This window comes from Pseudomonas sp. F8002 (genome assembly GCF_013385495.1).
GTDB lineage: Bacteria > Pseudomonadota > Gammaproteobacteria > Pseudomonadales > Pseudomonadaceae > Aquipseudomonas.
Genome location: NZ_JACAPW010000015.1, coordinates 435,562 through 458,571, shown reverse-complemented (window position 1 = coordinate 458,571; position 23,010 = coordinate 435,562). Strand labels below are relative to the sequence as shown.

23 protein-coding genes and 2 pseudogenes are annotated in these 23,010 nt (G+C 61.5%); 16 read left to right on the top strand and 9 right to left on the bottom strand.

What is annotated here, in order from left to right:
* Positions 1 to 113 precede the first annotated feature (113 nt).
* The 5 genes and pseudogenes from HX811_RS13815 (at position 114) to HX811_RS32230 (ending at position 5,675) form a co-directional block, all read left to right on the top strand.
* The gene (locus HX811_RS13815; protein ID WP_177008917.1) at positions 114 to 1,424 is read left to right on the top strand and encodes an MFS transporter; all 1,311 of its coding nucleotides are present in this window, start codon (positions 114 to 116) and stop codon (positions 1,422 to 1,424) included.
* 22 nt (positions 1,425 to 1,446) lie between these two features.
* A complete protein-coding gene (locus tag HX811_RS13810; protein ID WP_177046240.1) occupies positions 1,447 to 2,676 on the top strand; it encodes a Zn-dependent hydrolase in 1,230 nt (409 codons plus the stop codon).
* Positions 2,677 to 2,844: 168 nt separating this feature from the next.
* A complete protein-coding gene (locus HX811_RS13805) occupies positions 2,845 to 3,870 on the top strand; it encodes a histone deacetylase family protein (RefSeq protein ID WP_177046238.1) in 1,026 nt (341 codons plus the stop codon).
* A gap of 155 nt (positions 3,871 to 4,025) precedes the next feature.
* Positions 4,026 to 4,817, top strand: a pseudogene (locus HX811_RS32235) (MCP four helix bundle domain-containing protein); the annotation flags it as partial.
* On the top strand, positions 4,812 to 5,675 hold the full coding sequence (locus tag HX811_RS32230; RefSeq protein ID WP_371132429.1) for a methyl-accepting chemotaxis protein: 864 nt from the start codon (positions 4,812 to 4,814) through the stop codon (positions 5,673 to 5,675). The pseudogene HX811_RS32235 and the gene HX811_RS32230, both read left to right, overlap by 6 nt.
* Here the strand turns inward: HX811_RS32230 and HX811_RS13795 are convergent.
* The 3 genes from HX811_RS13795 to HX811_RS13785 form a co-directional block, all read right to left on the bottom strand.
* Entirely contained in the window at positions 5,644 to 6,477 is an 834-nt protein-coding gene (locus tag HX811_RS13795; RefSeq protein ID WP_256344432.1) for a hypothetical protein, read from the bottom strand. The genes HX811_RS32230 and HX811_RS13795 overlap by 32 nt on opposite strands.
* A 145-nt stretch (positions 6,478 to 6,622) precedes the next feature.
* On the bottom strand, positions 6,623 to 6,943 hold the full coding sequence (locus tag HX811_RS13790; RefSeq protein WP_177046236.1) for a type II toxin-antitoxin system RelE/ParE family toxin: 321 nt from the start codon (positions 6,941 to 6,943) through the stop codon (positions 6,623 to 6,625).
* On the bottom strand, positions 6,940 to 7,221 hold the full coding sequence (locus tag HX811_RS13785; RefSeq protein WP_177046234.1) for a type II toxin-antitoxin system ParD family antitoxin: 282 nt from the start codon (positions 7,219 to 7,221) through the stop codon (positions 6,940 to 6,942). Before HX811_RS13785 ends, HX811_RS13790 begins: the two co-directional genes overlap by 4 nt.
* Positions 7,222 to 7,604: 383 nt before the next feature.
* Between HX811_RS13785 and HX811_RS13780 the strand changes: the two genes are divergently transcribed.
* Entirely contained in the window at positions 7,605 to 8,507 is a 903-nt protein-coding gene (locus HX811_RS13780) for a LysR family transcriptional regulator (RefSeq protein ID WP_177046233.1), read from the top strand.
* Here the strand turns inward: HX811_RS13780 and HX811_RS13775 are convergent.
* Both HX811_RS13775 and HX811_RS13770 read right to left on the bottom strand, forming a co-directional pair.
* Positions 8,499 to 9,257 carry a substrate-binding domain-containing protein gene (locus tag HX811_RS13775; protein ID WP_177046232.1) on the bottom strand — a complete coding sequence of 253 codons (759 nt, stop codon included), beginning with the start codon at positions 9,255 to 9,257 and terminating at the stop codon, positions 8,499 to 8,501. The two genes, HX811_RS13780 and HX811_RS13775, sit on opposite strands and share 9 nt — an antisense overlap.
* 12 nt (positions 9,258 to 9,269) lie before the next feature.
* Positions 9,270 to 10,562 carry an MFS transporter gene (locus tag HX811_RS13770; RefSeq protein ID WP_003211917.1) on the bottom strand — a complete coding sequence of 431 codons (1,293 nt, stop codon included), beginning with the start codon at positions 10,560 to 10,562 and terminating at the stop codon, positions 9,270 to 9,272.
* A 198-nt stretch (positions 10,563 to 10,760) separates the two neighbouring features.
* Between HX811_RS13770 and HX811_RS13765 the strand changes: the two genes are divergently transcribed.
* Positions 10,761 to 10,907 carry a hypothetical protein gene (locus HX811_RS13765; RefSeq protein ID WP_177046231.1) on the top strand — a complete coding sequence of 49 codons (147 nt, stop codon included), beginning with the start codon at positions 10,761 to 10,763 and terminating at the stop codon, positions 10,905 to 10,907.
* A gap of 150 nt (positions 10,908 to 11,057) precedes the next feature.
* Here HX811_RS13765 and HX811_RS32005 read toward each other — a convergent pair.
* A pseudogene (locus HX811_RS32005) lies at positions 11,058 to 11,253 on the bottom strand (VOC family protein); the annotation flags it as partial.
* A gap of 81 nt (positions 11,254 to 11,334) precedes the next feature.
* Here HX811_RS32005 and HX811_RS13760 point away from each other — a divergent pair.
* The 6 genes from HX811_RS13760 (at position 11,335) to HX811_RS13735 (ending at position 17,594) form a co-directional block, all read left to right on the top strand.
* Positions 11,335 to 12,057: a GntR family transcriptional regulator gene (locus tag HX811_RS13760; RefSeq protein ID WP_003211913.1), complete on the top strand. Its 723-nt coding sequence runs from the start codon at positions 11,335 to 11,337 to the stop codon at positions 12,055 to 12,057.
* Complete coding sequence (locus HX811_RS13755; RefSeq protein ID WP_087692590.1) at positions 12,054 to 12,842, top strand: SDR family oxidoreductase; 789 nt, start codon at positions 12,054 to 12,056, stop codon at positions 12,840 to 12,842. The genes HX811_RS13760 and HX811_RS13755 overlap by 4 nt, the downstream gene beginning before the upstream one ends.
* 82 nt (positions 12,843 to 12,924) lie before the next feature.
* On the top strand, positions 12,925 to 13,857 hold the full coding sequence (locus HX811_RS13750; RefSeq protein WP_087692589.1) for a 3-keto-5-aminohexanoate cleavage protein: 933 nt from the start codon (positions 12,925 to 12,927) through the stop codon (positions 13,855 to 13,857).
* A gap of 69 nt (positions 13,858 to 13,926) precedes the next feature.
* Positions 13,927 to 14,805, top strand: a complete 879-nt coding sequence (locus tag HX811_RS13745) for an SMP-30/gluconolactonase/LRE family protein (protein WP_177046230.1) — start codon at positions 13,927 to 13,929, stop codon at positions 14,803 to 14,805.
* 75 nt (positions 14,806 to 14,880) lie between these two features.
* Positions 14,881 to 16,203, top strand: a complete 1,323-nt coding sequence (locus HX811_RS13740) for an MFS transporter (RefSeq protein WP_003211904.1) — start codon at positions 14,881 to 14,883, stop codon at positions 16,201 to 16,203.
* 59 nt (positions 16,204 to 16,262) lie between these two features.
* Positions 16,263 to 17,594, top strand: a complete 1,332-nt coding sequence (locus HX811_RS13735; RefSeq protein WP_087692587.1) for an MFS transporter — start codon at positions 16,263 to 16,265, stop codon at positions 17,592 to 17,594.
* Here the strand turns inward: HX811_RS13735 and HX811_RS13730 are convergent.
* Entirely contained in the window at positions 17,549 to 17,725 is a 177-nt protein-coding gene (locus tag HX811_RS13730; protein WP_162835185.1) for a hypothetical protein, read from the bottom strand. The two genes, HX811_RS13735 and HX811_RS13730, sit on opposite strands and share 46 nt — an antisense overlap.
* Positions 17,726 to 17,855: 130 nt before the next feature.
* Between HX811_RS13730 and HX811_RS13725 the strand changes: the two genes are divergently transcribed.
* The 3 genes from HX811_RS13725 (at position 17,856) to HX811_RS13715 (ending at position 20,438) form a co-directional block, all read left to right on the top strand.
* Positions 17,856 to 18,791: a LysR substrate-binding domain-containing protein gene (locus tag HX811_RS13725; protein ID WP_003211897.1), complete on the top strand. Its 936-nt coding sequence runs from the start codon at positions 17,856 to 17,858 to the stop codon at positions 18,789 to 18,791.
* A gap of 26 nt (positions 18,792 to 18,817) precedes the next feature.
* Positions 18,818 to 20,005, top strand: coding sequence for a low temperature requirement protein A (locus HX811_RS13720; protein ID WP_177046229.1), 1,188 nt, complete (start codon positions 18,818 to 18,820; stop codon positions 20,003 to 20,005).
* A gap of 70 nt (positions 20,006 to 20,075) precedes the next feature.
* Positions 20,076 to 20,438 carry a 5-carboxymethyl-2-hydroxymuconate Delta-isomerase gene (locus tag HX811_RS13715; RefSeq protein ID WP_102368307.1) on the top strand — a complete coding sequence of 121 codons (363 nt, stop codon included), beginning with the start codon at positions 20,076 to 20,078 and terminating at the stop codon, positions 20,436 to 20,438.
* A 128-nt stretch (positions 20,439 to 20,566) separates the two neighbouring features.
* Here the strand turns inward: HX811_RS13715 and HX811_RS13710 are convergent, their stop codons facing one another.
* Entirely contained in the window at positions 20,567 to 21,502 is a 936-nt protein-coding gene (locus HX811_RS13710) for a LysR family transcriptional regulator (RefSeq protein WP_177046228.1), read from the bottom strand.
* A 137-nt stretch (positions 21,503 to 21,639) separates the two neighbouring features.
* Entirely contained in the window at positions 21,640 to 22,827 is a 1,188-nt protein-coding gene (locus HX811_RS13705; protein ID WP_177046226.1) for a cyanate transporter, read from the bottom strand.
* Between the last annotated feature and the right edge of the window lie 183 nt (positions 22,828 to 23,010).

Below are 23,010 nucleotides of genomic sequence, written 5' to 3'. Positions count from 1 at the left end.
AGAAAATTGACTAATCATAGGGCCGAGACGAAAAATCACCCTCAACCAGCGCCATCAGAGCGCGTGCGCCAGTCCTTTCTCCTGCCAAAAAAATAACCAAAGGAGCCAGCCCCATGAAGCCTTCCGCTTCGCCGCAGCCGCGCCGTGCCGCGGCCGCCGCTTTCATCGGCACCATGATCGAGTGGTACGACTTTTACATTTACGCCACCGCCGCCGCGCTGGTGTTCGGTCAATTGTTCTTCCCTTCCGACGACAAACTGTTCAGCACCATGGCCGCGTTCGGCACCTTTGCCGTGGGCTTTTTCGCCCGGCCATTGGGCGGGATAGTGTTTGGGCATATCGGTGACCGTATCGGTCGCAAGAAATCCCTGGTGATCACCTTGGTGATGATGGGCGTGGTCACCGTATGTATCGGCCTGTTGCCGACCTACGCGCAGATCGGCGTCGCGGCGCCGGTGTTGCTGGTGCTGCTGCGCATCGTGCAGGGCATTGCGGTTGGCGGCGAGTGGGGCGGGGCGGTGCTGATGGCCGGCGAACATGCACCCAAAGGCCGTCGCAATTTCTTTGCCTCCTTTGCACAGTTGGGCAGCCCGGCGGGTTTGATCCTGTCGTTGCTGGCCTTCAGTGCGGTAACCCGTTTGCCGGAGGCCGACCTGCTCAGTTGGGGCTGGCGCGTGCCGTTCCTGGCCAGTGCCTTGTTGTTGATCGTCGGTCTGGCAATCCGCCTGGGCGTCAACGAATCGCCTGAGTTCCTGGAAGACAAAGCCAAGGCAGAAAAGGCCCGGGCCATCACCCAGGATCAGGCCCCGGTGATCGAAGTGCTGAAAACGGCCTGGCGCCCGCTGCTGCTGTGCATCGGTGCCAACACCCTGGGGATTGCCGGGGTGTATTTCACCAACACCTTCATGATTGCCTACACCACCCAGCAACTTAACCTGCCGCGCTCGTTGATTCTGGAATGCCTGTTTGTCGTGGCCATCATCCAGTTCTGTGTCCAGCCGCTGGCGGCCTGGGTGGCGGAGAAGGTCGGTGCCACACGCTTTCTGTGTGCGATGAGCGTGCTTGCGATGGCCTCGCCTTATCCGATGTTCGTGCTTGTCAGCAGCGGCCAGGCGCCATTGATCATCCTCGGCATCGCCCTGGCCGTGGTGTGCATGGCCTCGTTTTATGCGGTGATCGCCGGCTTCGTCAGCGGCTTGTTCGAAACCCGCGTGCGCTACACCGCCATCTCCTTGGCCTACCAAGTGTGCGGCGCGCTTGCCGGTGGCCTCACGCCATTGATCGGGACCTGGCTGGCCCATGAATACCAGGGCCAGTGGTGGCCGATGGCTGTGTTCTACAGCGCGATCGCGGCGGTTTCGCTGGTGTGCGTACTTGCGTTGTCCCGGCGTCACGCCACCGCCCACCGTCTTGAAATGGCTTGAAGCGTTTGATTGGAGAATGTGTATGTTGAAGATTAATGGCGAGCGCCTGTGGGCCAGCCTGATGGCCATGGCCGAAATCGGCGCCACGGCCCGCGGTGGCAGTTGCCGCCTGGCGTTGAGCGCCGAAGACCAGGCCGGCCGCGCACTGTTCAGCCGCTGGTGTGAAGATGCCGGGCTGACCCTGAGCGTCGACGCCATCGGCAACCTGTTCGCCCGCCGCGCCGGCACGGACAATGAAGCGGCCCCGGTAATGATGGGCAGCCACCTCGACACCCAGCCGGAAGGCGGGCGCTTTGATGGCGTCTATGGTGTGCTGGCCGGACTGGAAGTGATCCGCAGCCTCGACGACCACGGCATCAAGACCCGCAAACCACTGGAAATCGCGGTATGGACCAACGAGGAGGGCGCCCGGTTTACCCCGGCCATGCTCGGCTCGGCGGTGTTCACTGGCACCTTGGCGTTGGATAACGCGCTGGCCACCCGGGATGTCGCCGGTGTCAGCGTGGCGGATGCGTTGCGCAGCACCGGCTACAACGGCGAGCGCCCCTTGGGTGGCGCGGTGGATGCGTATTTTGAAGCGCACATCGAGCAAGGTCCTATTCTGGAAGACAACGCCAAGAGCATTGGCGTGGTCACCGGTGGGCAGGCGATTCGCTGGCTCGACGTGCGCGTGGAAGGCATGGCCGCCCACGCCGGGACCACGCCGATGCCACTGCGCAAGGACGCCTTGTACGGCGCCGCGCAGATGATCCAGTCACTGGAAAACCTGGCGGCTGATTTTGCGCCTGAGGGCCTCACGACCGTGGGTGAATTGAGCATCGCCAAGTCGTCGCGCAACACCATTCCCGGCTTGCTGAGTTTTACCGTCGACCTGCGCCATCACCGCGACGCCGACATCGAGGCCATGGAGCAACAGGTGCGTACCCGCTTGCAGGACATCGCCGCCCAACGTGGTCTGAGCGTCACCGTCAGCCCGCACTGGATCAGCCCGGCGACACCGTTTAATGCCGAGTGTGTCGCCTGTGTGCAGTCCGCCGTGGATGCGTTGGGCTATGCCCAGCAATCCATCGTCAGCGGTGCTGGCCATGACGCCATCCACCTGGCGCGGTTCTGCCCGACGGCGATGGTCTTTATCCCGTGTGTGGGCGGCTTGAGTCATAACGAAGCCGAAGATGTGCTGCCCGAGGATGTTCGCCAGGGCACCGATGTATTGCTCAATGCCGTGTTGAAACGTGCCGGCCAGGCTAATTAACGAAACATTTCTGCAAGGTTGAACACGATCAAAATGTAGGAGCTGGCTTGCCTGCGATAGCGGTGGTTCAGGCAACAAATTTGTATCTGAGCCACCGCAATCGCAGGCAAGCCAGCTCCTACAGGTCCGGTGTTCAACCGCAGATGTGTGCCCATCAGGAGAAATCCCATGCGTACTTATTTCCACCCCGAACAACTCTTGCACCATCCTCGCAGCTACTACTCCCGTGGCCAGATGCGTACCCCGCAGGAAGTCCCGGAGCGCGCCCGCAATCTGCTGCTGGCCGCGCAAAACCTGGGCTTCGACATCCAGCAACCCCACGACCAGGGCCTTGATCCACTGCTGGCTGTGCACGGTGCGGCCTACCTGGCCTTCCTCCAGGAAGCCCACCAGCGCTGGAAAGAAATCCCCGAAGACTGGGGCGACGAAGTCATGTCCAACATCTTCGTGCGCGAGCCCAACGCCCTGCGCGGCATCCTTGCCCAGGCGGCGCGCTACCTCGCCGACGGCAGTTGCCCGATTGGCGAACTCACCTGGCGCTCGGCCTATTGGTCCGCCCAAAGCGCCGTCGCTGCCGCCCGGGACATCCTCGACGGCGCACCCGCGGCCTACGCGCTGTGCCGCCCGCCAGGCCACCACGCGCGTTTTGATGCAGCCGGTGGGTTCTGCTATATCAACAACGCGGCGGTTGCGGCGCAGGCGTTGCGCGCGGGCTTCGAGCGCGTCGCCGTACTCGACACCGACATGCACCATGGGCAAGGCATCCAGGAGATTTTCTACGAGCGTGATGACGTGCTGTACGTGTCGATTCACGGCGACCCGACCAACTTCTATCCGGGTGTTGCAGGCTTTGCTGAAGAGCGCGGCGCTGCTGCGGGTGAAGGCTTCAACCTCAACCTGCCGATGGCGCATGGCGCGAGTGAGGCGGTGTTTTTCCAAAAGCTGGACCTGGCATTGAAGGCAGTGAAGGACTTCTCGGCGGACGTGCTGGTGTTGTCGCTGGGGTTCGATATCTACGAGCTGGATCCGCAAAGCAAAGTGGCGGTGACGCGGGAAGGATTTGCGCGGCTGGGGGAGTGCATTCGTGGATTGGGGGTGCCGTGTGTGATCGTGCAGGAGGGCGGGTATCACCTGGAAACGCTGGACAGTAATGCTCAGGCGTTTTTTGCAAGTGCGCAGGCGTGGTCGATGTAACCCGCTGAATAAAGCGCCCCGGACTGCCTTGGAAATACATTCAAGGCGCGTCCGCCCCGTGGGCCTTTTACGTCGATAATTTATATCTCTTAACTTCTGGTCGACACCCCTAAAGTCCCGCCCTGACTGGCCGAAACTCTGTCATACGATGTCGTATGCCCATAATGAGAACAATCGCCATGTCGCTCCGCAGCCTGTCCATCGCCCGCCGTGCGGGTCTCGGTTTTGCCTTGATTGCCTTGCTCGTGGCGCTGTTGGGGTTCTTTGCGCTCTCGAACATGGCAAGCATCCGCGAAAGCGCCGTGCAGGTTGAAAGTGGCCTGGTGCCGAAGATGCGCCTGGTCTCGGACATTCGCGAAATCATGCTGCGTATCCGCACCATTTCCCTACGCATGGCCCTTGATCCCAATCCCGCGAGCCTCTCGCAATACCGTAGCCAGATGGACACCCGCAGCCAGGATCTGACGAAGAAACTGGCCGACCTGAATGCGGTGATTGATACCCCCGAGGTACGCAATCTTTATGATCAGTTCCAGGTCTCCCTGCGTCAGTATCAGCAAGGTCTCACTCAGTCATTCATCCTTGCCGACAAGCAGCAGACCGCCGAGCTGAACAAGTTGCTGCTGGTGGACATGAAGACCGTGGTCGACGGTTCCGGCAATCAGCTCAATGCCCTGGCCGACTATTACAACGCCCAGATAAACCTGCAGGGCCAGACGGCCGAGTTGCAGTACAGCCGCTCGCGCACGATGGTCTTCGGCTTCGTGCTGCTGGCGGCGTTGAGCACCGTGGCCCTGGCCTGGTTGCTGACGCGCAGCATCGTTGGTCCGCTGAGCCACGCGGTGCGCGCCGCAGAAAACGTCGCCCAAGGCGACCTGACGCAAACCGTTGAAGTGACCGGCGATGACGAAGTGACGCGCCTGCTGGTGGCGTTGCAGACCATGCAAGGCAGCCTGCGCAGTACCTTGCAGCTGATTCGCAAGTCGGCCGGGCAGATGGCCGCATCGGCCACCGACCTCAACGGCATCACCGACCAGAGCAGCCGCAGCCTGCAAAAGCAGACCGCTGAAATCGAGCAAGCCGCCACCGCGGTCAACGAGATGACTTCGGCCGCCGATGAGGTGGCACGTAATGCAGTCTCCACTTCCGAATCCACCCGGCTCTCCAATGAAACGGCCCGCGATGGCCAGCAGCGCGTCGGCGAGACGGTCAGCGCGATTCAGGCGTTGAGTACCAACATCGGTGAAACCTCGAGCCTGGTGCAAAACCTCGCCGATCAATCGCGGGACATCGGCAAGGTGCTCGATGTGATTCGCTCCATCGCCGAGCAGACCAACCTGTTGGCCCTGAACGCCGCCATCGAGGCGGCGCGTGCCGGTGAGTCCGGGCGTGGCTTTGCCGTGGTGGCCGACGAAGTGCGTGCGCTGGCCCATCGCACCCAGCAATCGACCCTGGAAATCGACCAGATGGTCACCGCTATGCGCAGTGGCTCCAGCGAGGCACTGACCTCAATGCAATCGAGCACCCAGCGGGCCAGCGAAACCTTGATCCTGGCCGAAGGCGCCGGTGGAGCCTTGAGCCAGATCACCGACTCCATCGACCAGATTCACCAGCGCAACCTGGTCATCGCCAGCGCCGCCGAGGAGCAGGCGCAAGTGGCCAAGGAAGTGGATCGCAACATCGTCAACATTCGTGACCTGTCTGCGCAATCATCCTCCGGAGCGGGGCAGATCAACGGGTCGAGCCAAGAGCTGGCGCGCTTGGCCGTGTCGCTCAATGAGGCGGTGGCGCGGTTTCAGCTGTAACGGGGTCTACTCGTGCCACGGATGGCACCAGTTCCAGGATACGGTCACGGCCACCTTCGGCCACGAGGTACGTTCCCTTCGTCGTACGCACAATCGACTGTGGCGCCTTCAGGAAAGACAGGATCGTCTGCTGACGTCCTTGCTTGTCGATCAGCAACAAACGCGCGCGGTGGGTGGAATCCTCGTTGATCCATAACCCGCGTTCATCGCACATCAGGAAGGTGGGTTTGTTCAATTGGCTCAGTACCACTGGATCGCTACCGTCCTCGGTTAATTCGCGGACCACACCCTTCTTCTTTTCCGTGTAGAGCATGCGCCCATCGGTACAGCGAACGATCGACTCGCCTTCGCTGAGTTGGTCACGCACGACGCTCAAGGTCTTGTCGCTCCAGCGATAGCGCAGGATCCGGGCAGCTACCTTGCGGTCTTCGATGGCGTAGAGGAACTCGCCGTCGTCCCACAGCCCTTGCACGCTGTCTCCCTTGAACAGCTCGGTGACGACACCGTCCTTGAGGAAGCTGACAGGCGCTCCATCCACTTCCTGGCTGAACACCCAGCCGCCCTGAGTGGCAACCATCCCATCGGGCTTGGATAGATTGCCTACCACCAGTTCGCGTTTTCCGTCGGGCAAGATGCGCACGATACTGCCAAGCCCATCGCTCAATTCCTGGCTCACCATCAGTGAGCCGTCGAGCATGGGCATCAGTGATGCGGCCTTTGCTACGTCGCGGTGGATGACTTGAACATGCCAGTCATTGGCGGCGCTGACCGGGTAGAAGCTTTGCCAGGCGAAGAAGCCCAAAGCCGCAAGGCAGAGTGACCCCACAAGCCACAATCCCGGTTGAAACGCGCGGTAGAGAGGTGCGGGGCAGAAAGTCCTTTTTATTGTTTTATCCATTGATTGAGTTACCGGTAGCTATTCGTGAATAGAACGATTGGAACTGAAGTTAATCGTTGTCCTCGTCCTGCAAGAGCGCTGCGTAACCTCGCCCGCCGTAGAACACCCCTAGAATCGATACCGTTTCAGTGTCGGCATCTACTGTAAAAGCGATGATGGTGGTGTGCCGATAGTGAGTGGTACGCAGAGTGGGTAACAAGTCTTCACGGCTGATGCCACGCAGTGGAAACAGGGACAGGTTTTCGCAGTAAGTGATAATGGCATCTACATAGCGCGCAGCGACGACGGGTGAGCCGGCCTGGCTGATGTAGTCTTCTAGTTCTTCGAGTTGCGTTACTGCCTTGGGTGAAAAAGCTACCGTGTAGGTCACGACTTACGGTTGCCTTTCTGTTGGCGTTTGGCTGCCATGTGTTCGCGGACCTGGGCGGCAGACAGCGCACTGTCTGGATCGGCCTTGAGGGCGACGGCTGCCGGAATCACTTGATCTCGAAGCCAGTTTTCCATTGCGCGGTCACGTGCCAGCAAGATTCGCAGCCCGTCGCGTATGACTTCACTTTCACTGGCATATTCGCCATTGCTCACTTTGGCTTTGACGAGTGCGGCCATCTCAATCGGCAAGGTGATGCTCATTTGCTGGGTTGAGCGCATGGTAGCGTCCGCTTTTGTTGGGTAGGATTTAATCCTACTCAACGATGGGCGTGTTGCAAGCGGTAACTGACCAGTGTGAGTCGCTGGTGTCTCCTGAGCGGACCAGCGTGCTGCCTGTTTCGTGCAAATACTGATGGGGTGATCCATCGTCAAAGACTTTTCCATAGTGGGCCTAAAGAGTGAGAACGGGATTTGAGGCTGTCAGTATTGACGCTTTTCGGAAGCTCCGTTTCTCGCCCACGTAAATTCTCGTCTGATATGTATGACCGCATATTTTTTGTAGGGGCTATGGCTGATCCCGAGTATCTGGGCCGCCCCAATAGCATCCCGCCAGCCCCCATACGATAATACCCGCCACATCTGCTCAACCAATGGCTGCCCCCGTGATCATCAACTTCGACCTCAACGACCTCCAAGCCTTCCGCGCCGTCGTAGACAAGGGCAGTTTCCGTGCGGCGGCCGAAGCCATCCGTATCTCCCAGCCGGCCCTCAGCCGGCGTATCGAGAAGCTCGAATCCGCCCTCGACGTCAAACTCTTCGAACGCACCACGCGCCGGGTCAGCCTGACCATGGTCGGCCGCGCGTTCCTGCCGCAAGTCGAGCGCATGCTCGATGACCTGGACATCGCCCTGATGGGCATCAGCAACGTCGCCTCGACCCGTATGGGCAATGTCACCATCGCCTGTGTGCCGTCCACCGCGTACTACTTCATGCCCCACGTGATCTCCGAATTCCACAAGCTCTATCCGAAGATTCGCTTGCGGGTCTTGGACGCCAGTGCGGGCGAGGTGTGTGCGGCGGTGGAAAGTGGCGAGGCGGATTTCGGCGTGAGTTTCAGCGGCAGCCTGGCAGACGGGGTGGAGTTCGAGCTGCTGTTGCAGGAGCGTTATGTACTGGCCTGTCGCCGGGAGCATCCGCTGGCGGACCGCGCCAGTGTGACGTGGGCCGAGGCGTACGAGCACGACTACATCACCGTGGACAAGACCTCAGGCAACCGCTTCCTGCTGGACCAGGCCCTGCGCGGCGTGCGGGTGAAGAAGCCAAGCATCTGCGAAACTCATCACGTGACGACCATGATCGGGCTGGTGGAGGCGGGGCTTGGGGTGGCGATGGTGCCGTCGATTGCGATGCCGGGCGGCGAACATCCGATTCTGACGAGCGTGCCGCTGGTGGAGCCGGAGGTGGTGCGCAATGTGGGGTTGATCAAGCGCCGCGGGCGTACGTTGACGCCGGCGGCACTGGAACTGGAGCGGTTGACGCGGGAGATGCCGTTCCGGTCAATGTGAGACCGAATCCAGCCCGGTGGATTGCACCACCGGTTGCGCCTGGGGCGAGGCGAGGAATTGCAGAAGCTTTTTCGCCTGCTCGGGGTGTTCGGCGTTCACCGGAATGCCGGCGGCAAAACGGGTGACGGACTGCACGTCTTCAGGGATTTTTCCGACGTAGGTCACGCCTGGAATCGGCAGCAGTTCGGACACCTGCTGCAAGCCCACTTCGTAGTCACCCTTGGCCACCTGGGAGGCCACCGGGATGCGTTCGATCATGGTGCCCTTGGACGGCATGCCGAGCTTCTTGAACAGTTCCTTTTCGACGTAGACGCCGCTGGCGCTGTCCGAGTACGCGACGGATTTGGCGTTGGTCAGTACCGTCTTCAGTTCGGCATCGGTGGCAATCGAGGGCTTGGCCGCGCCTTCCTTGACCACCAGGCCGATGCGCGAGTCCGCCAGTTCAACCCGGGACGCTTTGTCGACCTTGCCTTGCTTGATCAGCTCGTCCAGGGCGTAGCCGACCATGATCACCACGTCGGCGTGTTCGCCACGGGCCAGGCGGTTGGGAATCGCTTCCGGCGCCTTGCCCATCGACGGGCCGAGGATGGTGTCGAGGGTGTCGCCGCTCTGGGTGGCGTATTGCGCACCCAGCACCTTGTAGGCAGCGGTGAAGCCGCCGGAGGTCATGACTTTCAGCTCTTCGGCGTGGGCGACCATCGCCAGGGAACCGATCGCCAGTACCGCCAGTGTTTTCAGCATGGGGTTCATCAGTGCGACTCCTCAGGCAACTTGCAGACGGGCGCTGGCGCGGCGATACAGCGCGAACGTCGCGCACAGGGCGCACAGCGCGGCGAACATCAGCCAGTAGGCGGGCGATGCCTTGTCGCCCGTCTCGTGGATGAACCAGGTGGAAATCGCCGGGGTAAAACCGCCGAAGATCGCGGTCGCCAGGCTATAGGCCAGGGAGAAGCCCGCCACACGCACTTCCACCGGCATGATCTCGGTCAGGGCCGGGATCATGGCACCGTTGTACATGCCGTAGAGGAAGGAGAACCACAGCAGGGTTTCCAGCATGTGCGCGAAGCTTGGCGCATTGACCACGTAGGAAAGTGCCGGGTAAGCGGTCAGCACGGTCAAAGCAGTCATGGCGATCAGCACCGGCTTGCGGCCAAAACGGTCACTGAGGGTGCCACCGATGGGCAGCCAGATGAAGTTCGACACGGCCACCAGCAAGGTCACCAGCAGGGCGTCGGCGGTGGTCAGGTTGAGTACGGTTTTGCCGAAGGTGGGTGCGTACACGGTGATCAGGTAGAAGGCCGTGGTGGTCATCGCCACCATCATCATGCCGCCGATCACGATGGTCCAGTTCTTCACCAGGGTGGCCAGCACTTCGCGCATGGTCGGGCGATGCTTGCGGTTGGCGAACTCTTCGGTTTCCTGCAGGTTGCGGCGCAGGACGAAGATGAACGGGATGATCACGCAGCCGATGGCGAACGGAATGCGCCAGCCCCAATCGGCAACCACGGCTGGTTCCATCCACTGGTTCAGGCCATAACCCAGGGCGGCCGCGACCACGATGGAGATCTGCTGGCTACCCGATTGCCAGCTGGTATAGAAACCCTTGCGGCCCGGGGTGGCCATTTCGGCCAGGTACACCGACACGCCGCCCAGTTCGGCACCGGCCGAGAAACCTTGCAACAGCCGGCCCATCAGCACCAGCAGCGGTGCCCACAAACCAATGGTGTGATAGCCGGGCACCAGCACGATCAGCAGGGTGCCACTGGCCATGATCGCCAGGGTCACGATCAAACCTTTGCGACGGCCCACATCATCGATGTACGCGCCGAGAATGATAGCCCCCAGCGGACGCATCAAAAAGCCCGCGCCGAACACGGCGAAGGTCATCATTAATGACGCAAATTCATTAGCGGCAGGGAAGAAGGCGGCGGCGATATAGGTGGCATAGAAACCGAACAGAAAGAAGTCGAACTGTTCGAGAAAGTTGCCGGAGGTGACGCGAAAGACCGCGCCGACTTTGGAGCGGGCAGAGTCAGGCCGTGAAGGGTTTTGCATTTTCTTGTGTCTCCAGCGTTCTTTTTAAAGTGCTTGTTTCGCTTAAGACCGCGGATAGTGGCTGACACATTTGGAAATGATAAGTGAGTTGTTTACATGTATTGATGCGCCGTGGTTATCAATTGCCGGATGCACACAAAACCGCTCCCTCATCTATGCTTGCCCAGTGTGTCCAATTCTTACGGATGGGAGGTGGGTATGAGCAACGAACAGAATCAGCGCGAAGAGTTGGAGCAGGAGCGGGCGAGGAAGCTTCGCGAGGAAGAAAAGCCGCAGACCTGGAAGCATCCGGACGATGGCACCGAGCTGTCCGAGCGTGACCAGGAGCGCCCGCTCAAGCCCTGATGCAGGCATTTCATTGTGGCGAGAGAGCTTGCTGTGGCGAGGGAGCTTGCTCCCGCTGGGTTGCGCAGCGGCCCCAAGATTTTTGGGAGCGCTTCGCACTGGAGCGCCAGCCCGGTCCAGCGGGAGCAAGCTCCCTCGCCACATTACGATTCACTGAATCGGCGTACACAACTCCCCCAGCGTGCCATCCGGACACCGCACATAAGAAACAAGCTTTGCGCCTCCACATGCCGCCCTTGAAATTTATCTCGCCCAACTCATGCGCTGCGAAGCAGAGGGTGGTGTCGCCGGTACCCCGCTCGCCATAGGTCGCCGATTTATGCAGGAAACGGCGCCTGAAGCCATACCGTCAACGGGAAACTATTTGACATATTTGATTTGTGATCACATATTGGAGCCATAAGAACGACAACACAGGTTTTGACTCATGACAGATGGCCCGCTTCTCCTTCCCACCTTGCGCCAGGTGTCCCGCGATACTTTGCAAGACCAGGTCTATCGCCAGATCCGCGAAGCCTTGATGAGTGGTCGTTTCCAGCCCGGCCAGAAACTCACCATCCGCGGCCTCGCCGAAGCCCTCGGCTCCAGCCCCATGCCGGTGCGCGAAGCCCTCCAGCGCCTCAGCGCCGAAAACGCCTTTGAAGTCACTGAAACCTCCCGTCTGCGGGTACGCATGATGACGGTCGAACGCCTGCGGGAAATCCGCGATGCGCGGGTCGCCCTGGAAGGTTTGCTGGCAGAAAAGGCCGTGTTGCTCCTGGAAAAAGCCGACCTCGACGAAATCTCCGACCTCTGCCAACAGATGCAACAGGCCGCCGACGAAGTCGACGTTTCCCGCTACCTGTGGACCAACTTCGCCTTTCACCGTCGGATCTATGCCGTCGCCCAGGCCGAATTGACCATGGCCGCCGTGGAAAACTTCTGGCTGCACATGGGCCCGTGTTTTGCCCTGGTCGCCCCCGATAAAGCTCACTTGCAACGCTCGATGGAGGCGCATACGCGCATCGTCGAAGCCCTGGCCGCCCGCGATGGCGCCGGTGCCCGCGCGGCCGTGACCGATGACATCATGCAGGCCGCCGATTCCCTGGCGCGCCTGCTCGTCAAGAACGACCGTTCGCGGTCGTCTGTTTCAGGAGGTAAACGTGCATGAGTGTCCTACAGCGGCTGCAGCCTTATCCTGGGTTACGTGTGTTGATTTCCGGCGGGGCTGCCGGCATCGGTGAAGTGTTGGCGGCGGCCTATCTGGAGGCGGGTGCCAAGGTGCATGTGTGTGATGTCAGCGAAGCGGCCCTGGCGGCGTTTCGCGACAAGTACCCGGGCACTGTCGCCACCCGTGCCGACGTGAGCGATGCCGCGCAGATCGAGGCGGTGTTCCAGGTGCAGCGCGAGCAATTCGGCGGGCTGGATGTACTGGTCAACAACGCCGGGATTGCCGGGCCCACCGGCGGCATCGACGCCATCAGCGATGCCGAGTGGCAAGCCACGATCAATATCAACCTGACGGCGCAATACCGCTTTGCCCACCACGCGGTGCCGATGCTCAAGGAGTCGTCCCACGGCCATCTGCTGCATATCGCCTCGGTCGCCGGGCGCCTCGGCTACGCCTGGCGCACGCCATATGCGGCGACCAAATGGGCCATCGTCGGCCTGATGAAATCCCTGGCCTCGGAGCTGGGTGAAAGCGACATCCGCGTCAACGCCTTGCTGCCCGGCATCGTTGAAGGCCCGCGCATGGACGGCGTGATCCGCGCCCGTGCCGAACAGGTCGGTGTGCCGGAAGCCGAGATGCGCCAGGAATACCTGAACAAGATCTCCCTCAAGCGCATGGTCACCGCCGAAGACGTCGCGGCCATGGCCTTGTTTCTCTGCTCGCCTGCCGCCCGCAATGTCACCGGCCAGGCGATCAGTGTCGACGGTAACGTCGAGTACCTGTAGGCCGCGTCAGCGTTAAGCCAGGGAAGAACACACAAGTTACACCCGGGATTTTTTTCATAAGAATAAAAGTCGGAGAATCCTCATGTCCAAAAATCGTCCTGTGATCATCACCTGCGCCGTCACTGGTGCCATCCATACGCCGTCGATGTCGCCGCATTTGCCGATCACCGCGCAGGAAATTGCCGACGCCGCCATCGGTGCCGCCGAAGCCGGCGCCGCCATTGTCCACCTGCATGCCCGTGATCCCATCGATGGCCGTCCCAGCCAGGACCCCGCGCTGTTCGCCGAATTCCTGCCGCAGATCAAGGCCGCCAGCGACGTGGTGATCAACATCACCACCGGCGGCGCACCGACCATGGGCGTCGAAGAGCGCCTGCAACCGGTGATGCAGTTCAAGCCGGAACTGGCCTCGCTGAACATGGGCTCGATGAACTTCGGCCTGTACGAAATGCTCAACCGCTTTACCGAGTTCAAGCATGACTGGGAGCGTCCGTACCTGGAAGAAAGCGACGACCGGATCTTTCGCAATACCTTCCGCGACATTACCCACATCCTCAATTCCTGCGCCGAGAACCGCACCCGTTTTGAAATCGAGTGCTACGACATCGGCCACCTGTACACCGCCGCCCATTTCCTGGAGCGCGGCCTGCTGAAACCACCGTTGTTTATCCAGTCGGTATTCGGTTTGCGCGGCGGCATCGGCGGGCACCCGGAAGACCTGGCCCATATGCGCCGCACCGCCGACCGCCTGTTTGGCGACGACTACGTGTGGTCGATCCTCGGCGCCGGCCGTGGGCAAATTCCGCTGGCCACCATGGGCCTGTCCATGGGCAGCAACGCCCGGGTCGGCCTGGAGGATTCGCTGTGGGATGGCCCGGGCAAACTGGCCGCGTCCAACGCCGACCAGGTACGGCGCATTCGCACAGTGATCGAAGCCCTCGGCCATCAGGTCGCCACGCCGGATGAAGCGCGGGAAATCCTCGGGCTCAAGGGGCGCGACCAGGTCAATTTCTAAGTGACAAACCGGCCGCGTCACGGCGCGGCCATGCCCATCCCGCACAACAACAAAAAAGGGGATAACACCATGCGTATCGAAGTGCTTGTGGACGTGAAGACCACCCTGGGCGAAGGCCCGGTGTGGGACGTCGAACAACAACGGTTGTACTGGATCGACAGCGCCGACGGCCGGATCCTGCGCTGCACCGAGGATGGCCGCGAACTGCGCGCCTGGGATGTGGGCCAGAAAATCGGCTCCATGGCCCTGCGCCATAGCGGCGAGCAAGCCATCGTCGCCCTGCAAAACGGTGTGCACCTCCTCGACCTCAACAGCGGCGAACTGGCCCTGGTGGTCGACCCGGAACCCGCACTGCCCAACAACCGCCTCAACGACGGCAAGGTTGACCGCCAGGGGCGCTTTGTCTTCGGCTCCATGGACACCCTCGAAGACAGCGCCAGCGCCAAACTCTACCGCCTCGACGCGGACCTGAGCCTGCACACCCTGGACGAAGGCATCATCGTGTCCAACGGCCCGTGCTGGAGCCCGGCGGGCGATACGTTTTACTTTTGCGACACCTGGTCCGGCGAGATCTGGGCCTATGACTACGACCCAGCCAGCGGCGCGGTGAGCAATCGACGCACCTTCGCCAAGGTCGATACCAGCGGCGGTGGCGCTGCCGACGGCTGCACCGTGGATGCCGAAGGCTGCCTGTGGCAGGCGCTGGTCTACGCCGGAAAACTGGTGCGCTACACACCCGACGGCGAGGTCGACCGGATCATCCAGATGCCGGTGAAAAAGGTCACCAGCCTGACCTTTGGCGGGCCGAACCTGGACACCCTGTTTGTCACCTCCATGGCCAAGCCACCGTTGCCGCGTTTCCCGGCCGACGGTCAGCAGCGCGGGGCGCTTTTTGCGATCACCGGGCTGGGCGTGCAAGGAATAGCCGAGCGACGGTTCGCCAGCTAGCGCGTTTTTTTCAACAAGGCACTTTCCTTTCGCAACCTTGTGTCAGTGCGCGCCCTCGCGCGCCTGGAGAAACCCATGGCAACCTTGAAAAAAGCCTCGCTGCGCAGTATTCACCGGCACTCCTGGGTGTCGCTGCTGGTGTGCTGGATGATCTGGATCCTCAACGCCTACGACCGTGAGATCGTGCTGCGCCTGGGGCCGACCATCTCCAAGCATTTCGATTTGTCGGCCGACCAGTGGGGCACCATGGCCACGGTGATCATGCTGGCCCTGGCCCTGCTGGATATTCCCGGCTCGATGTGGAGTGACCGCTACGGCGGTGGCTGGAAACGTGCGCGGTTCCAGGTGCCGCTGGTGCTGGGCTACACGGCTATTTCGTTCCTCTCCGGGTTCAAGGCCCTGAGCGGCAACCTCGCGACCTTTATCGCGCTGCGGGTCGGCGTCAACCTCGGCGCAGGCTGGGGCGAGCCGGTGGGCGTGAGCAACACCGCCGAATGGTGGCCGGTGGAGCGTCGTGGTTTTGCCCTTGGCGCGCACCACACCGGTTACCCGATCGGCGCCATGCTCAGTGGCATCGTCGCCAGCTTTGTCATCAGCACCTTCGGTGAAGACAACTGGCGCTACGTGTTCTTCTTCGCGTTCGTGGTGGCGTTGCCGCTGATGATTTTCTGGGCGCGCTATTCCACCGCCGAACGCATCACCGCGCTGTACGTCGACATCGCCGCCAAGGGCATGACCCCGCCGGACAACGCACCGGCCAGCCAAGTGAAGGGCCACGCCTGGCGCACGTTTATCGCCACGTTGCGCAACCGCAATATCGCCCTGACGGCGGGTAATACGATGCTGACCCAAGTCGTGTACATGGGCGTCAACATCGTGCTGCCGGCCTACCTGTACAACATTGCCGGGTTGTCCCTGGCCGAGTCGGCGGGGATGAGCGTGGTGTTCACCTTGACCGGGATTCTCGGGCAACTGGTGTGGCCGTCGCTGTCGGACATCATTGGCCGGCGCGTCACCCTGATCATCTGCGGGGTGTGGATGGCCGCCAGTGTCGGTGCGTTCTACTTCGCCAACACCCTGACCCTGATCATCGTCGTGCAACTGCTGTTCGGCCTGGTGGCCAACGCGGTGTGGCCGATCTACTACGCGGTGGCCTGCGACTCGGCCGAGCCGTCGGCGACCTCCACCGCCAACGGCATCATCACCACCGCGATGTTTATCGGTGGCGGCCTGGCGCCGGTGCTGATGGGCAGCCTGATTGCCATGGGCGGCGGCTGGACCACCTTGCACGGCTACACGGTGTGCTTCTTCGTGATGGCCGGCTGTGCCCTGGGCGGGGCGCTGCTGCAACTGTTTTCCCATCGCCCGCCGGCGCTGGTTGCGCAACTCGAACCCTAGAACAACACCGATGCGTCCCCCAGCCGTTGCGCTGGCGGGGCGCCAAGAGGAATTGCCCGATGAAGACTGCCAACACCGCCCGTGAACCACGGGAGTTGAACAAACTGATGTTCGTCAAGCTGATGCCCTTGCTGATCATCGCCTACGTGCTGAGCTTCCTGGACCGCACCAACATCGCCCTGGCCAAGCACCACCTGGACGTTGACCTGGGGATTTCAGCAGCGGCCTATGGCCTGGGCGCCGGGCTGTTTTTCCTGACCTATGCGCTGTCGGAAATCCCCAGCAACCTGATCATGCACAAGGTCGGCGCGCGGTTCTGGATCGCCCGGATCATGGTGACCTGGGGCCTGATTTCGGCGGCCATGGCGTTCGTCCAGGGTGAGACCTCGTTCTATATCCTGCGCCTGCTGCTGGGCATTGCCGAAGCCGGCCTGTTTCCCGGGGTGATGCTGTACCTCACCTACTGGTTCAACCGCGAGCAACGGGCGCGGGCTACCGGGTATTTCCTGCTCGGCGTGTGTTTTGCCAACATCATCGGTGGCCCGGTGGGCGCGGCGTTGATGCGCATGGACGGGCTGCTCGGCTGGCACGGCTGGCAGTGGATGTTCCTGCTCGAAGGGCTGCCGGCAGTCGCGTTTGCCTGGGTGGTGTGGTGCAAGTTGCCGGACCGTCCGAGCAAGGCGCCATGGCTCTCGGCCGCAGAGGCGCGCGGGATTGAGCAGCGCATCGCGATGGAGACCGAAGAGGGCGCAGGCGAGGGCGGGCATTCCCTGAAGAACTGGCTGACACCGCAGATCCTGCTGGCGATCTTTGTGTATTTTTGCCATCAGATCACCATCTACACCGTGATCTTTTTCCTGCCGAGCATCATCAGCAAATACGGTGAATTGAGCACCATGAGCGTCGGCTTGCTGACCTCATTGCCGTGGATTGCCGCAGCGGCCGGCGCTGTGTTGCTGCCGCGCTTTGCGACCACGCCCACCCGTGCCCGGCGGCTGTTGATTACCGGTTTGCTGACCATGGCGTTGGGGCTGGGGATTGCCTCGGTGTCGGGGCCGGTGTTCAGCCTGCTGGGCTTTTGTGTGTCGGCGGTGATGTTCTTTGTGGTGCAGTCGATCATCTTTCTCTACCCGGCCTCGCGCCTCAAGGGCGTGGCGCTGGCGGGCGGGCTGGGCTTCGTCAATGCCTGCGGATTGCTCGGCGGGTTTGTCGGGCCGTCGGTGATGGGCGCGATCGAGATGAGCACCGGCAATGCCACGAATGGCTTGAAAGTGATTGCCGTGGTGCTGGTGGTGGCCGCGTTGGCCGCCTTGCGTTTGCGTCAGGGGCAGGAGCAGGAGCCCGGTCACACCAGCAACGAGGTAGGAAACCCCGAAGCCAGCACCAGGTAAGCCACGACTGCCGCCAGGCACAAACCGACAAATACCCGTAACAGTGTCCTGGCGGTGGGATGAGCGATGAATTTGATGGCCCAGAGCAAAATCCCGGCAACCAGGACGCTCAAGGCAGAAATGACCAGCACGATGGTGTTCTCGCAAGCCTTGGAAGCTGCTTTATAGTCCCAAAGGCCCGTGTTGAACAGTGTGCGCATAGACGCAGGGCCCCGGGTGTTTCTAAACTGCGACTTATCCAGGGCAGTGGGGCGGTCGCCGATGAATCGCAATGAATTACGCAAGGCCGACATCAATTTGATGGTGGTCTTTGAAACCTTGATGCTCGAACGCAACGTGACCCGGGTGGCGGAGAAGCTGTTTCTCGGGCAACCCACCATCAGTTCGGCCCTCAACCGCCTGCGTACGTTGTTCAATGACCCGCTGTTCATTCGTGTCGGCCATCGGATGGAACCTACCGCGCGGGCCGAGGAAATCATCAAGCACCTGTCGCCGGCCCTCGACTCCTTGTCGTCGGCCCTGAGCCTGACCCACGATTTCGACCCGTCCATCAGCACCATGACCTTTCGCATCGGCCTGTCCGATGACGTCGAGTTCGGCCTGCTGCCGCCGCTGCTGCGCGCCTTGCGCCAGGAAGCGCCGCAGGTGGTGTTCGTGGTGCAGCATGTGGATTACTGGCGCATCCCGGACCTGCTGGGTTCCGGGGATATCACCGTCGGCATCACCCAGACCCGCGGCCTGCCGGCCAATGCCAAGCGCAAATTATTGCGGCATATCCGCCCGTGCCTGCTGCGGGCGGACGCCTCGGACAAACCCCTGACCCTCGACGAATATTGCGCACGGCCCCATGTGCTGGTGTCCCACACCGCCAACGTGTCCGGGTTTGCCGATGAGTGGCTGGCGGAAATCGGTCGCAAGCGCCACGTGGTGCTCTCGGTGCCGCAATACAGCGCATTGCCGGCGCTGCTCGCCGGCACCGACATGATCGCCAGCCTGCCGGATTACACCGCCCAGGCCATGGCCGCCGGGGGCAATCTGTTCTGTGAACCGTTCCCGTTCGAAACCCCGACCCTGGACTTGTCGATGGTCTGGCTCAGCCACGTTGACACCGATCCGGCGGAGCGCTGGATGCGTTCGCGGCTGGAGGCGTTCATGAGCGAGCGGGACATGCTGCCGGTGGTCGCACCCAAATCTTGAGATAAAACCTTCAGGGAGATCCAGGCATGGCCCTATCCCGTTCCTTGCTGCGTGGGCGCGGCAGTCATGACAGCGGCAAGGTTGGCATGGTCGAGCTGTTTTTCGACCTGGTGTTCGTGTTTGCCGTGACCCAGTTGTCCCATTCGCTGCTCGCCCACTTGTCCATCGGCGGTGCCGTGCAGGTGGCGTTGATGATGGTCGCGGTGTGGTGGGTGTGGATCTTCACTTCGTGGGTCACCAATTGGCTGGACCCGGAAAAAATCCCGATCCGCATCGGCCTGTTCGGTTTGATGGTGGCGGGCCTGTTGCTGTCCTCGTCGATCCCCAAGGCGTTTACCGATCGCGGGCTGTTGTTCGCCGGCGCCTATGTGTTCATGCAGGTAGGACGCACGCTGTTTGCGTTGTGGGCGGTGCGCGGCGAGTCGCTGAACATGACCCGCAATTTCCAGCGGATCCTGGCGTGGATGCTGTTTTCCGGGGTGTTCTGGATCACCGGTGCGCTGCTCGAAGGCGAGCAGCGCCTGGCCTTCTGGGCCCTGGCGCTGTTGATCGAGTTGATTTCCCCGTCGGTGTATTTCTGGGTGCCCGGGCTTGGGCCCTCGACGCTTGCGGACTGGAATGTGGAAGGCAACCACATGGCCGAACGCTGCGGCCTGTTTGTGATCATCGCCTTGGGTGAGTCGTTGCTGGTGACCGGCGCGACCTTCGCCGAGCTGCCCTGGAGCGTGGGCGGGCTGGCGGCATTCCTGGTGGCAGTGGTGGGCAGCATCGCCCTGTGGTGGATCTATTTCGACAGCGGCGCCGAGCGCGCCCACCATCGCATTGCCAGCTCTGCCGACCCGGGCCGTCAGGCGCGGATCGCCTACACCTACCTGCATGTATTGATCGTCGCCGGGATTATCGTCAGCGCCGTGGCCGACGAACTGGTGCTGGTGCATCCGGGGCATGCCAGCCAGGCGGGCGTGGTGGCGATCATCGCCGGCCCGTGGTTGTTTTTGCTGGGCAGTGCGCTGTTCAAGTGGGTGATGAGCGACCGGCCGTTGCCACCGTTTTCGCACCTGAGCGGCTTGCTGATGTTGCTGGTATTGCTGCCGCTGGGATTGCAGCAGGTGTTTTCGGCGTTGGTACTGGGGGCGTTGACGTCGGCGGTGTTGGTGATCGTGGCGATCTGGGAAAATCGCTCGCTGCACAGCCTGACCGAAGTTTCACACTGAAAGCGGTCTGATTCCGCCCGGCCCCGTGCTATATGTATGACTCTTTTCCTACAACAAGCTCGGAGCCTTCATGCCGCATCTGCATCTGGAATACACCGCCAACCTCACAGAGCTGGCCGTTGAGAAAACCTTGTTGCGGCTCAACAACGTGCTGATGGCGTCCGGGCAGTTCGGTTCCGAGTTCGATATCAAAAGCCGCGCGCTGAAGGTGGAGACATTCCAGGTTGGCACGTCCATCAGCCCGCGCGCTTTTATCGCGGTGAAGCTGTCGCTGCTCAGCGGGCGTTCACCGCAGGTCAAGAAGCAATTGTCGGAAAGCCTGTTGGCGGCGCTGCAGGACCTCGGCGATTGGCCTGCAGACCTGCAGGTGCAGCTCAGTGTCTTGCTGGTCGATATGGATCGCGAGTCCTACAGTAAAGTCACCATCGGCTGACGGGCAATACTCTGAGGCGAGAGAGCTTGCTCCCGCTGGACCGGGCTGGCGCTCCAGTGCGAAGCGCTCCCAAAATTCTTGGGGCCGCTACGCAGCCCAGCGGGAGCAAGCTCCCTCGCCACAGGGGGTCATAGTAACCCCTGATCCGCACACACCTTCACCACCTGCTCCCTGAACCACGTGTTGGCGCTGTCCTGCGCGCTGTGTTCATTCCACTGCATATCCAGGGTAAACCCCGGCAAACCGTTCGGCGCTTCGCAATGCCCTAACACGGTCGTGTCTGCCAGCAGCTTCAGCACTCGACGGGGCAAGGTGACGATAAAGTCAGTGCCGGTGATCATCTTCAGCGCCGCGCTGTAGCTGTTGGCGCGGGCGATCACCTGGCGCTTGTGGGACTGGCGCGCCAGCCAGCCGTCGATCATGTTGGTGTCGGAACTCCAGGGCGTGGGGAACACATGGCGCCGGGCGACGAAGGATTGCAGGCTGAACGCCGGTTCCCGGGGCGCCGAGTGTTTGTCGAACACGCACACCAGGTCGTCCTCCAGCAGCATCTGGGTCTTGATGTCCTTGTGCTCGCGATGAAAGTGCGGCCCGAAGCAAATCACCAGGTCCAGACGCCCGTCGCGCAAGGCGTCGGCCGGGACCTCGGTTTCGAGCTTCTGCACGTTGACGATCACCGGCAGGTCGGCGCGGTCGAAGTTTTTCAGCAGGCGCGGCAGGATCAACTGTTCGAAGTATTCTGGGGCGCAGACGTTGAAGGTCACAGCCTTCTGGGTGGGGTCGAACGTTTGGCTGCCGGCATGGCACAGGTTGATGCTTTCGAGGATTTTCTGCACATGCCCGTACATGGTGGCGGCTTTGTACGTAGGACGCATGCCCGCCCGGGTGTTGATAAACAACTCGTCTTCGAAGCTGGTGCGCAGCTTCTTCAGGCTGTAGCTCACGGTGGACTGGCTGACGAACAGGGTTTCGGAAACCTCGGTGACGCTGCTTTGGTCGTAAACAGCGACAAACACCATCAGGTCCTGCATATCGAGCTTTCTAAGCAAGTTGCTGTTTAGCATCCGTTCCGTCCGCAAGCGCTTTGTACCGAACTCGGTACAAGACAATACAAAATGTTAACGGAACGCTCGTACCAATAGAAAGCTCTGTCGGACCTTTCTCTGTTTGAGGTGGGACAAATAATGTTTACAACACGACCTCAGCGAATATGCCGCGCGTAATGCCGGGGATCGAAGCGCAGTACGATCAGCAGCATCACCACCACCACGGCCGTCAGTGACCACCAGGCCCACTCGAAGCTGCCCAGCTGGTCGCGGATCATCCCGGCAATCAGCGGCGACAAACCAGCGATCAGGTAGCCGATGCCCTGCACAAAGGCCGTCAGGCCACCGGCACGGCGCGGGTTGTCGAGGTGGTCGAGGGACAGGATCAGGCTCATCGGAAACAAGCCGCCAATCCCCAGGCCGAGCAAACACGGCCACAGCAGGCTCAGGTATTGCGGGCTCAGGATCAGCCCGCAGAAGCCGGCGATGATCAGCACCAGCAGCACCGCGACCACACCCCGCTTGTCCCTCCGGCGGTTGGCGATGGCCGGGGTGATCAGGCCGGAGACCACTTCCATGGCCGTCAAAAAGCCCAGCAACAGGCCGGCGTTCTGTTCACTCCAGCCTTGTTCCACGTAGTACGGCGCCAGCCAGGCCAGCACGCAGGTGTAGGACGCGGTACCGAGGCCGAAGAAAATCGCCAGCAACCAGGCCCGGCGATTGCCGAAGAATGACGCCTGCGGGCCTGCGCCGGCTTGCGGCAGCGGCGGCAGCATCGAGCGTTGGGCGTACCAGAACACCAGCGCCAATACCGCGAGAACCGCCCAGATGGCCAGGCCGATGCGCCAGCTGCCGGTTTGCACCTGGATAAACGGCGAGAACGAAGCGGCGAGGGCCGCGCCGCCCATGATCGCGGTGACGTACAGGCCCATGAACAGGGAAACGTTGTCGCTGAAGCGCGACTTGATCAAGGCGGGCATCAACGCCTGGATCATCGCGATGCCTACGCCGGCGGCGATGGCGCTGAGGATCAGCTCAACCGCCGAGTCCAGGAACAACCGGGAGACGGTGGCCAGGCCGATCACCACCAGCGACAGCACAATGCTGCGATGCTCGCCGCACCGCTTGGCCACGGCCATGCCAAAAAACATCGCCAGGCCCATGGCCATGACTGGCAGCATGGTCAGCAGGGAGGCCGTGCTGAAACTCAGGGCCACATCGGCGCGAATCGACGACAACAACGGGCCGACGGCGGCCATCGACGGGCGCAGGTTGAGGGCGACCAGCACAACGCTGATCATCAGCCAAACGGCGGTGGCGGGTTTTGCGCGGACGTTTTCCATGGGCAGGCCTTGAACTGACAAGGGCAGTATTAGGCCGGGCGTGGGGGAGGGCGGCAAATGAGAAAGTCGTTGGCGCTATTGAAAAAATGCATCTGCTGACACGGCACAAATCAACAGGTAGGAGCTGGCTTGCCTGCGATAGCGGTGGCTCAGGCAACACATCTGTGTCTGATAGACCGCAAT

Bases quoted from the DNA above. Each gene is read 5' to 3' on its own strand.
- HX811_RS13815 (WP_177008917.1), top strand. From the start codon at position 114: ATGAAGCCTTCCGCTTCGCCGCAGCCGCGCCGTGCCGCGGCCGCCGCT.
- HX811_RS13810 (WP_177046240.1), top strand. From the start codon at position 1,447: ATGTTGAAGATTAATGGCGAGCGCCTGTGGGCCAGCCTGATGGCCATG.
- HX811_RS13805 (WP_177046238.1), top strand. From the start codon at position 2,845: ATGCGTACTTATTTCCACCCCGAACAACTCTTGCACCATCCTCGCAGC.
- HX811_RS32230 (WP_371132429.1), top strand. From the start codon at position 4,812: ATGCAAGGCAGCCTGCGCAGTACCTTGCAGCTGATTCGCAAGTCGGCC.
- HX811_RS13785 (WP_177046234.1), bottom strand. From the start codon at position 7,221: ATGCGCTCAACCCAGCAAATGAGCATCACCTTGCCGATTGAGATGGCC.
- HX811_RS13775 (WP_177046232.1), bottom strand. From the start codon at position 9,257: ATGAACCCCATGCTGAAAACACTGGCGGTACTGGCGATCGGTTCCCTG.
- HX811_RS13770 (WP_003211917.1), bottom strand. From the start codon at position 10,562: ATGCAAAACCCTTCACGGCCTGACTCTGCCCGCTCCAAAGTCGGCGCG.
- HX811_RS13765 (WP_177046231.1), top strand. From the start codon at position 10,761: ATGAGCAACGAACAGAATCAGCGCGAAGAGTTGGAGCAGGAGCGGGCG.
- HX811_RS13760 (WP_003211913.1), top strand. From the start codon at position 11,335: ATGACAGATGGCCCGCTTCTCCTTCCCACCTTGCGCCAGGTGTCCCGC.
- HX811_RS13755 (WP_087692590.1), top strand. From the start codon at position 12,054: ATGAGTGTCCTACAGCGGCTGCAGCCTTATCCTGGGTTACGTGTGTTG.
- HX811_RS13750 (WP_087692589.1), top strand. From the start codon at position 12,925: ATGTCCAAAAATCGTCCTGTGATCATCACCTGCGCCGTCACTGGTGCC.
- HX811_RS13745 (WP_177046230.1), top strand. From the start codon at position 13,927: ATGCGTATCGAAGTGCTTGTGGACGTGAAGACCACCCTGGGCGAAGGC.
- HX811_RS13740 (WP_003211904.1), top strand. From the start codon at position 14,881: ATGGCAACCTTGAAAAAAGCCTCGCTGCGCAGTATTCACCGGCACTCC.
- HX811_RS13735 (WP_087692587.1), top strand. From the start codon at position 16,263: ATGAAGACTGCCAACACCGCCCGTGAACCACGGGAGTTGAACAAACTG.
- HX811_RS13725 (WP_003211897.1), top strand. From the start codon at position 17,856: ATGAATCGCAATGAATTACGCAAGGCCGACATCAATTTGATGGTGGTC.
- HX811_RS13720 (WP_177046229.1), top strand. From the start codon at position 18,818: ATGGCCCTATCCCGTTCCTTGCTGCGTGGGCGCGGCAGTCATGACAGC.
- HX811_RS13715 (WP_102368307.1), top strand. From the start codon at position 20,076: ATGCCGCATCTGCATCTGGAATACACCGCCAACCTCACAGAGCTGGCC.
- HX811_RS13710 (WP_177046228.1), bottom strand. From the start codon at position 21,502: ATGCTAAACAGCAACTTGCTTAGAAAGCTCGATATGCAGGACCTGATG.
- HX811_RS13705 (WP_177046226.1), bottom strand. From the start codon at position 22,827: ATGGAAAACGTCCGCGCAAAACCCGCCACCGCCGTTTGGCTGATGATC.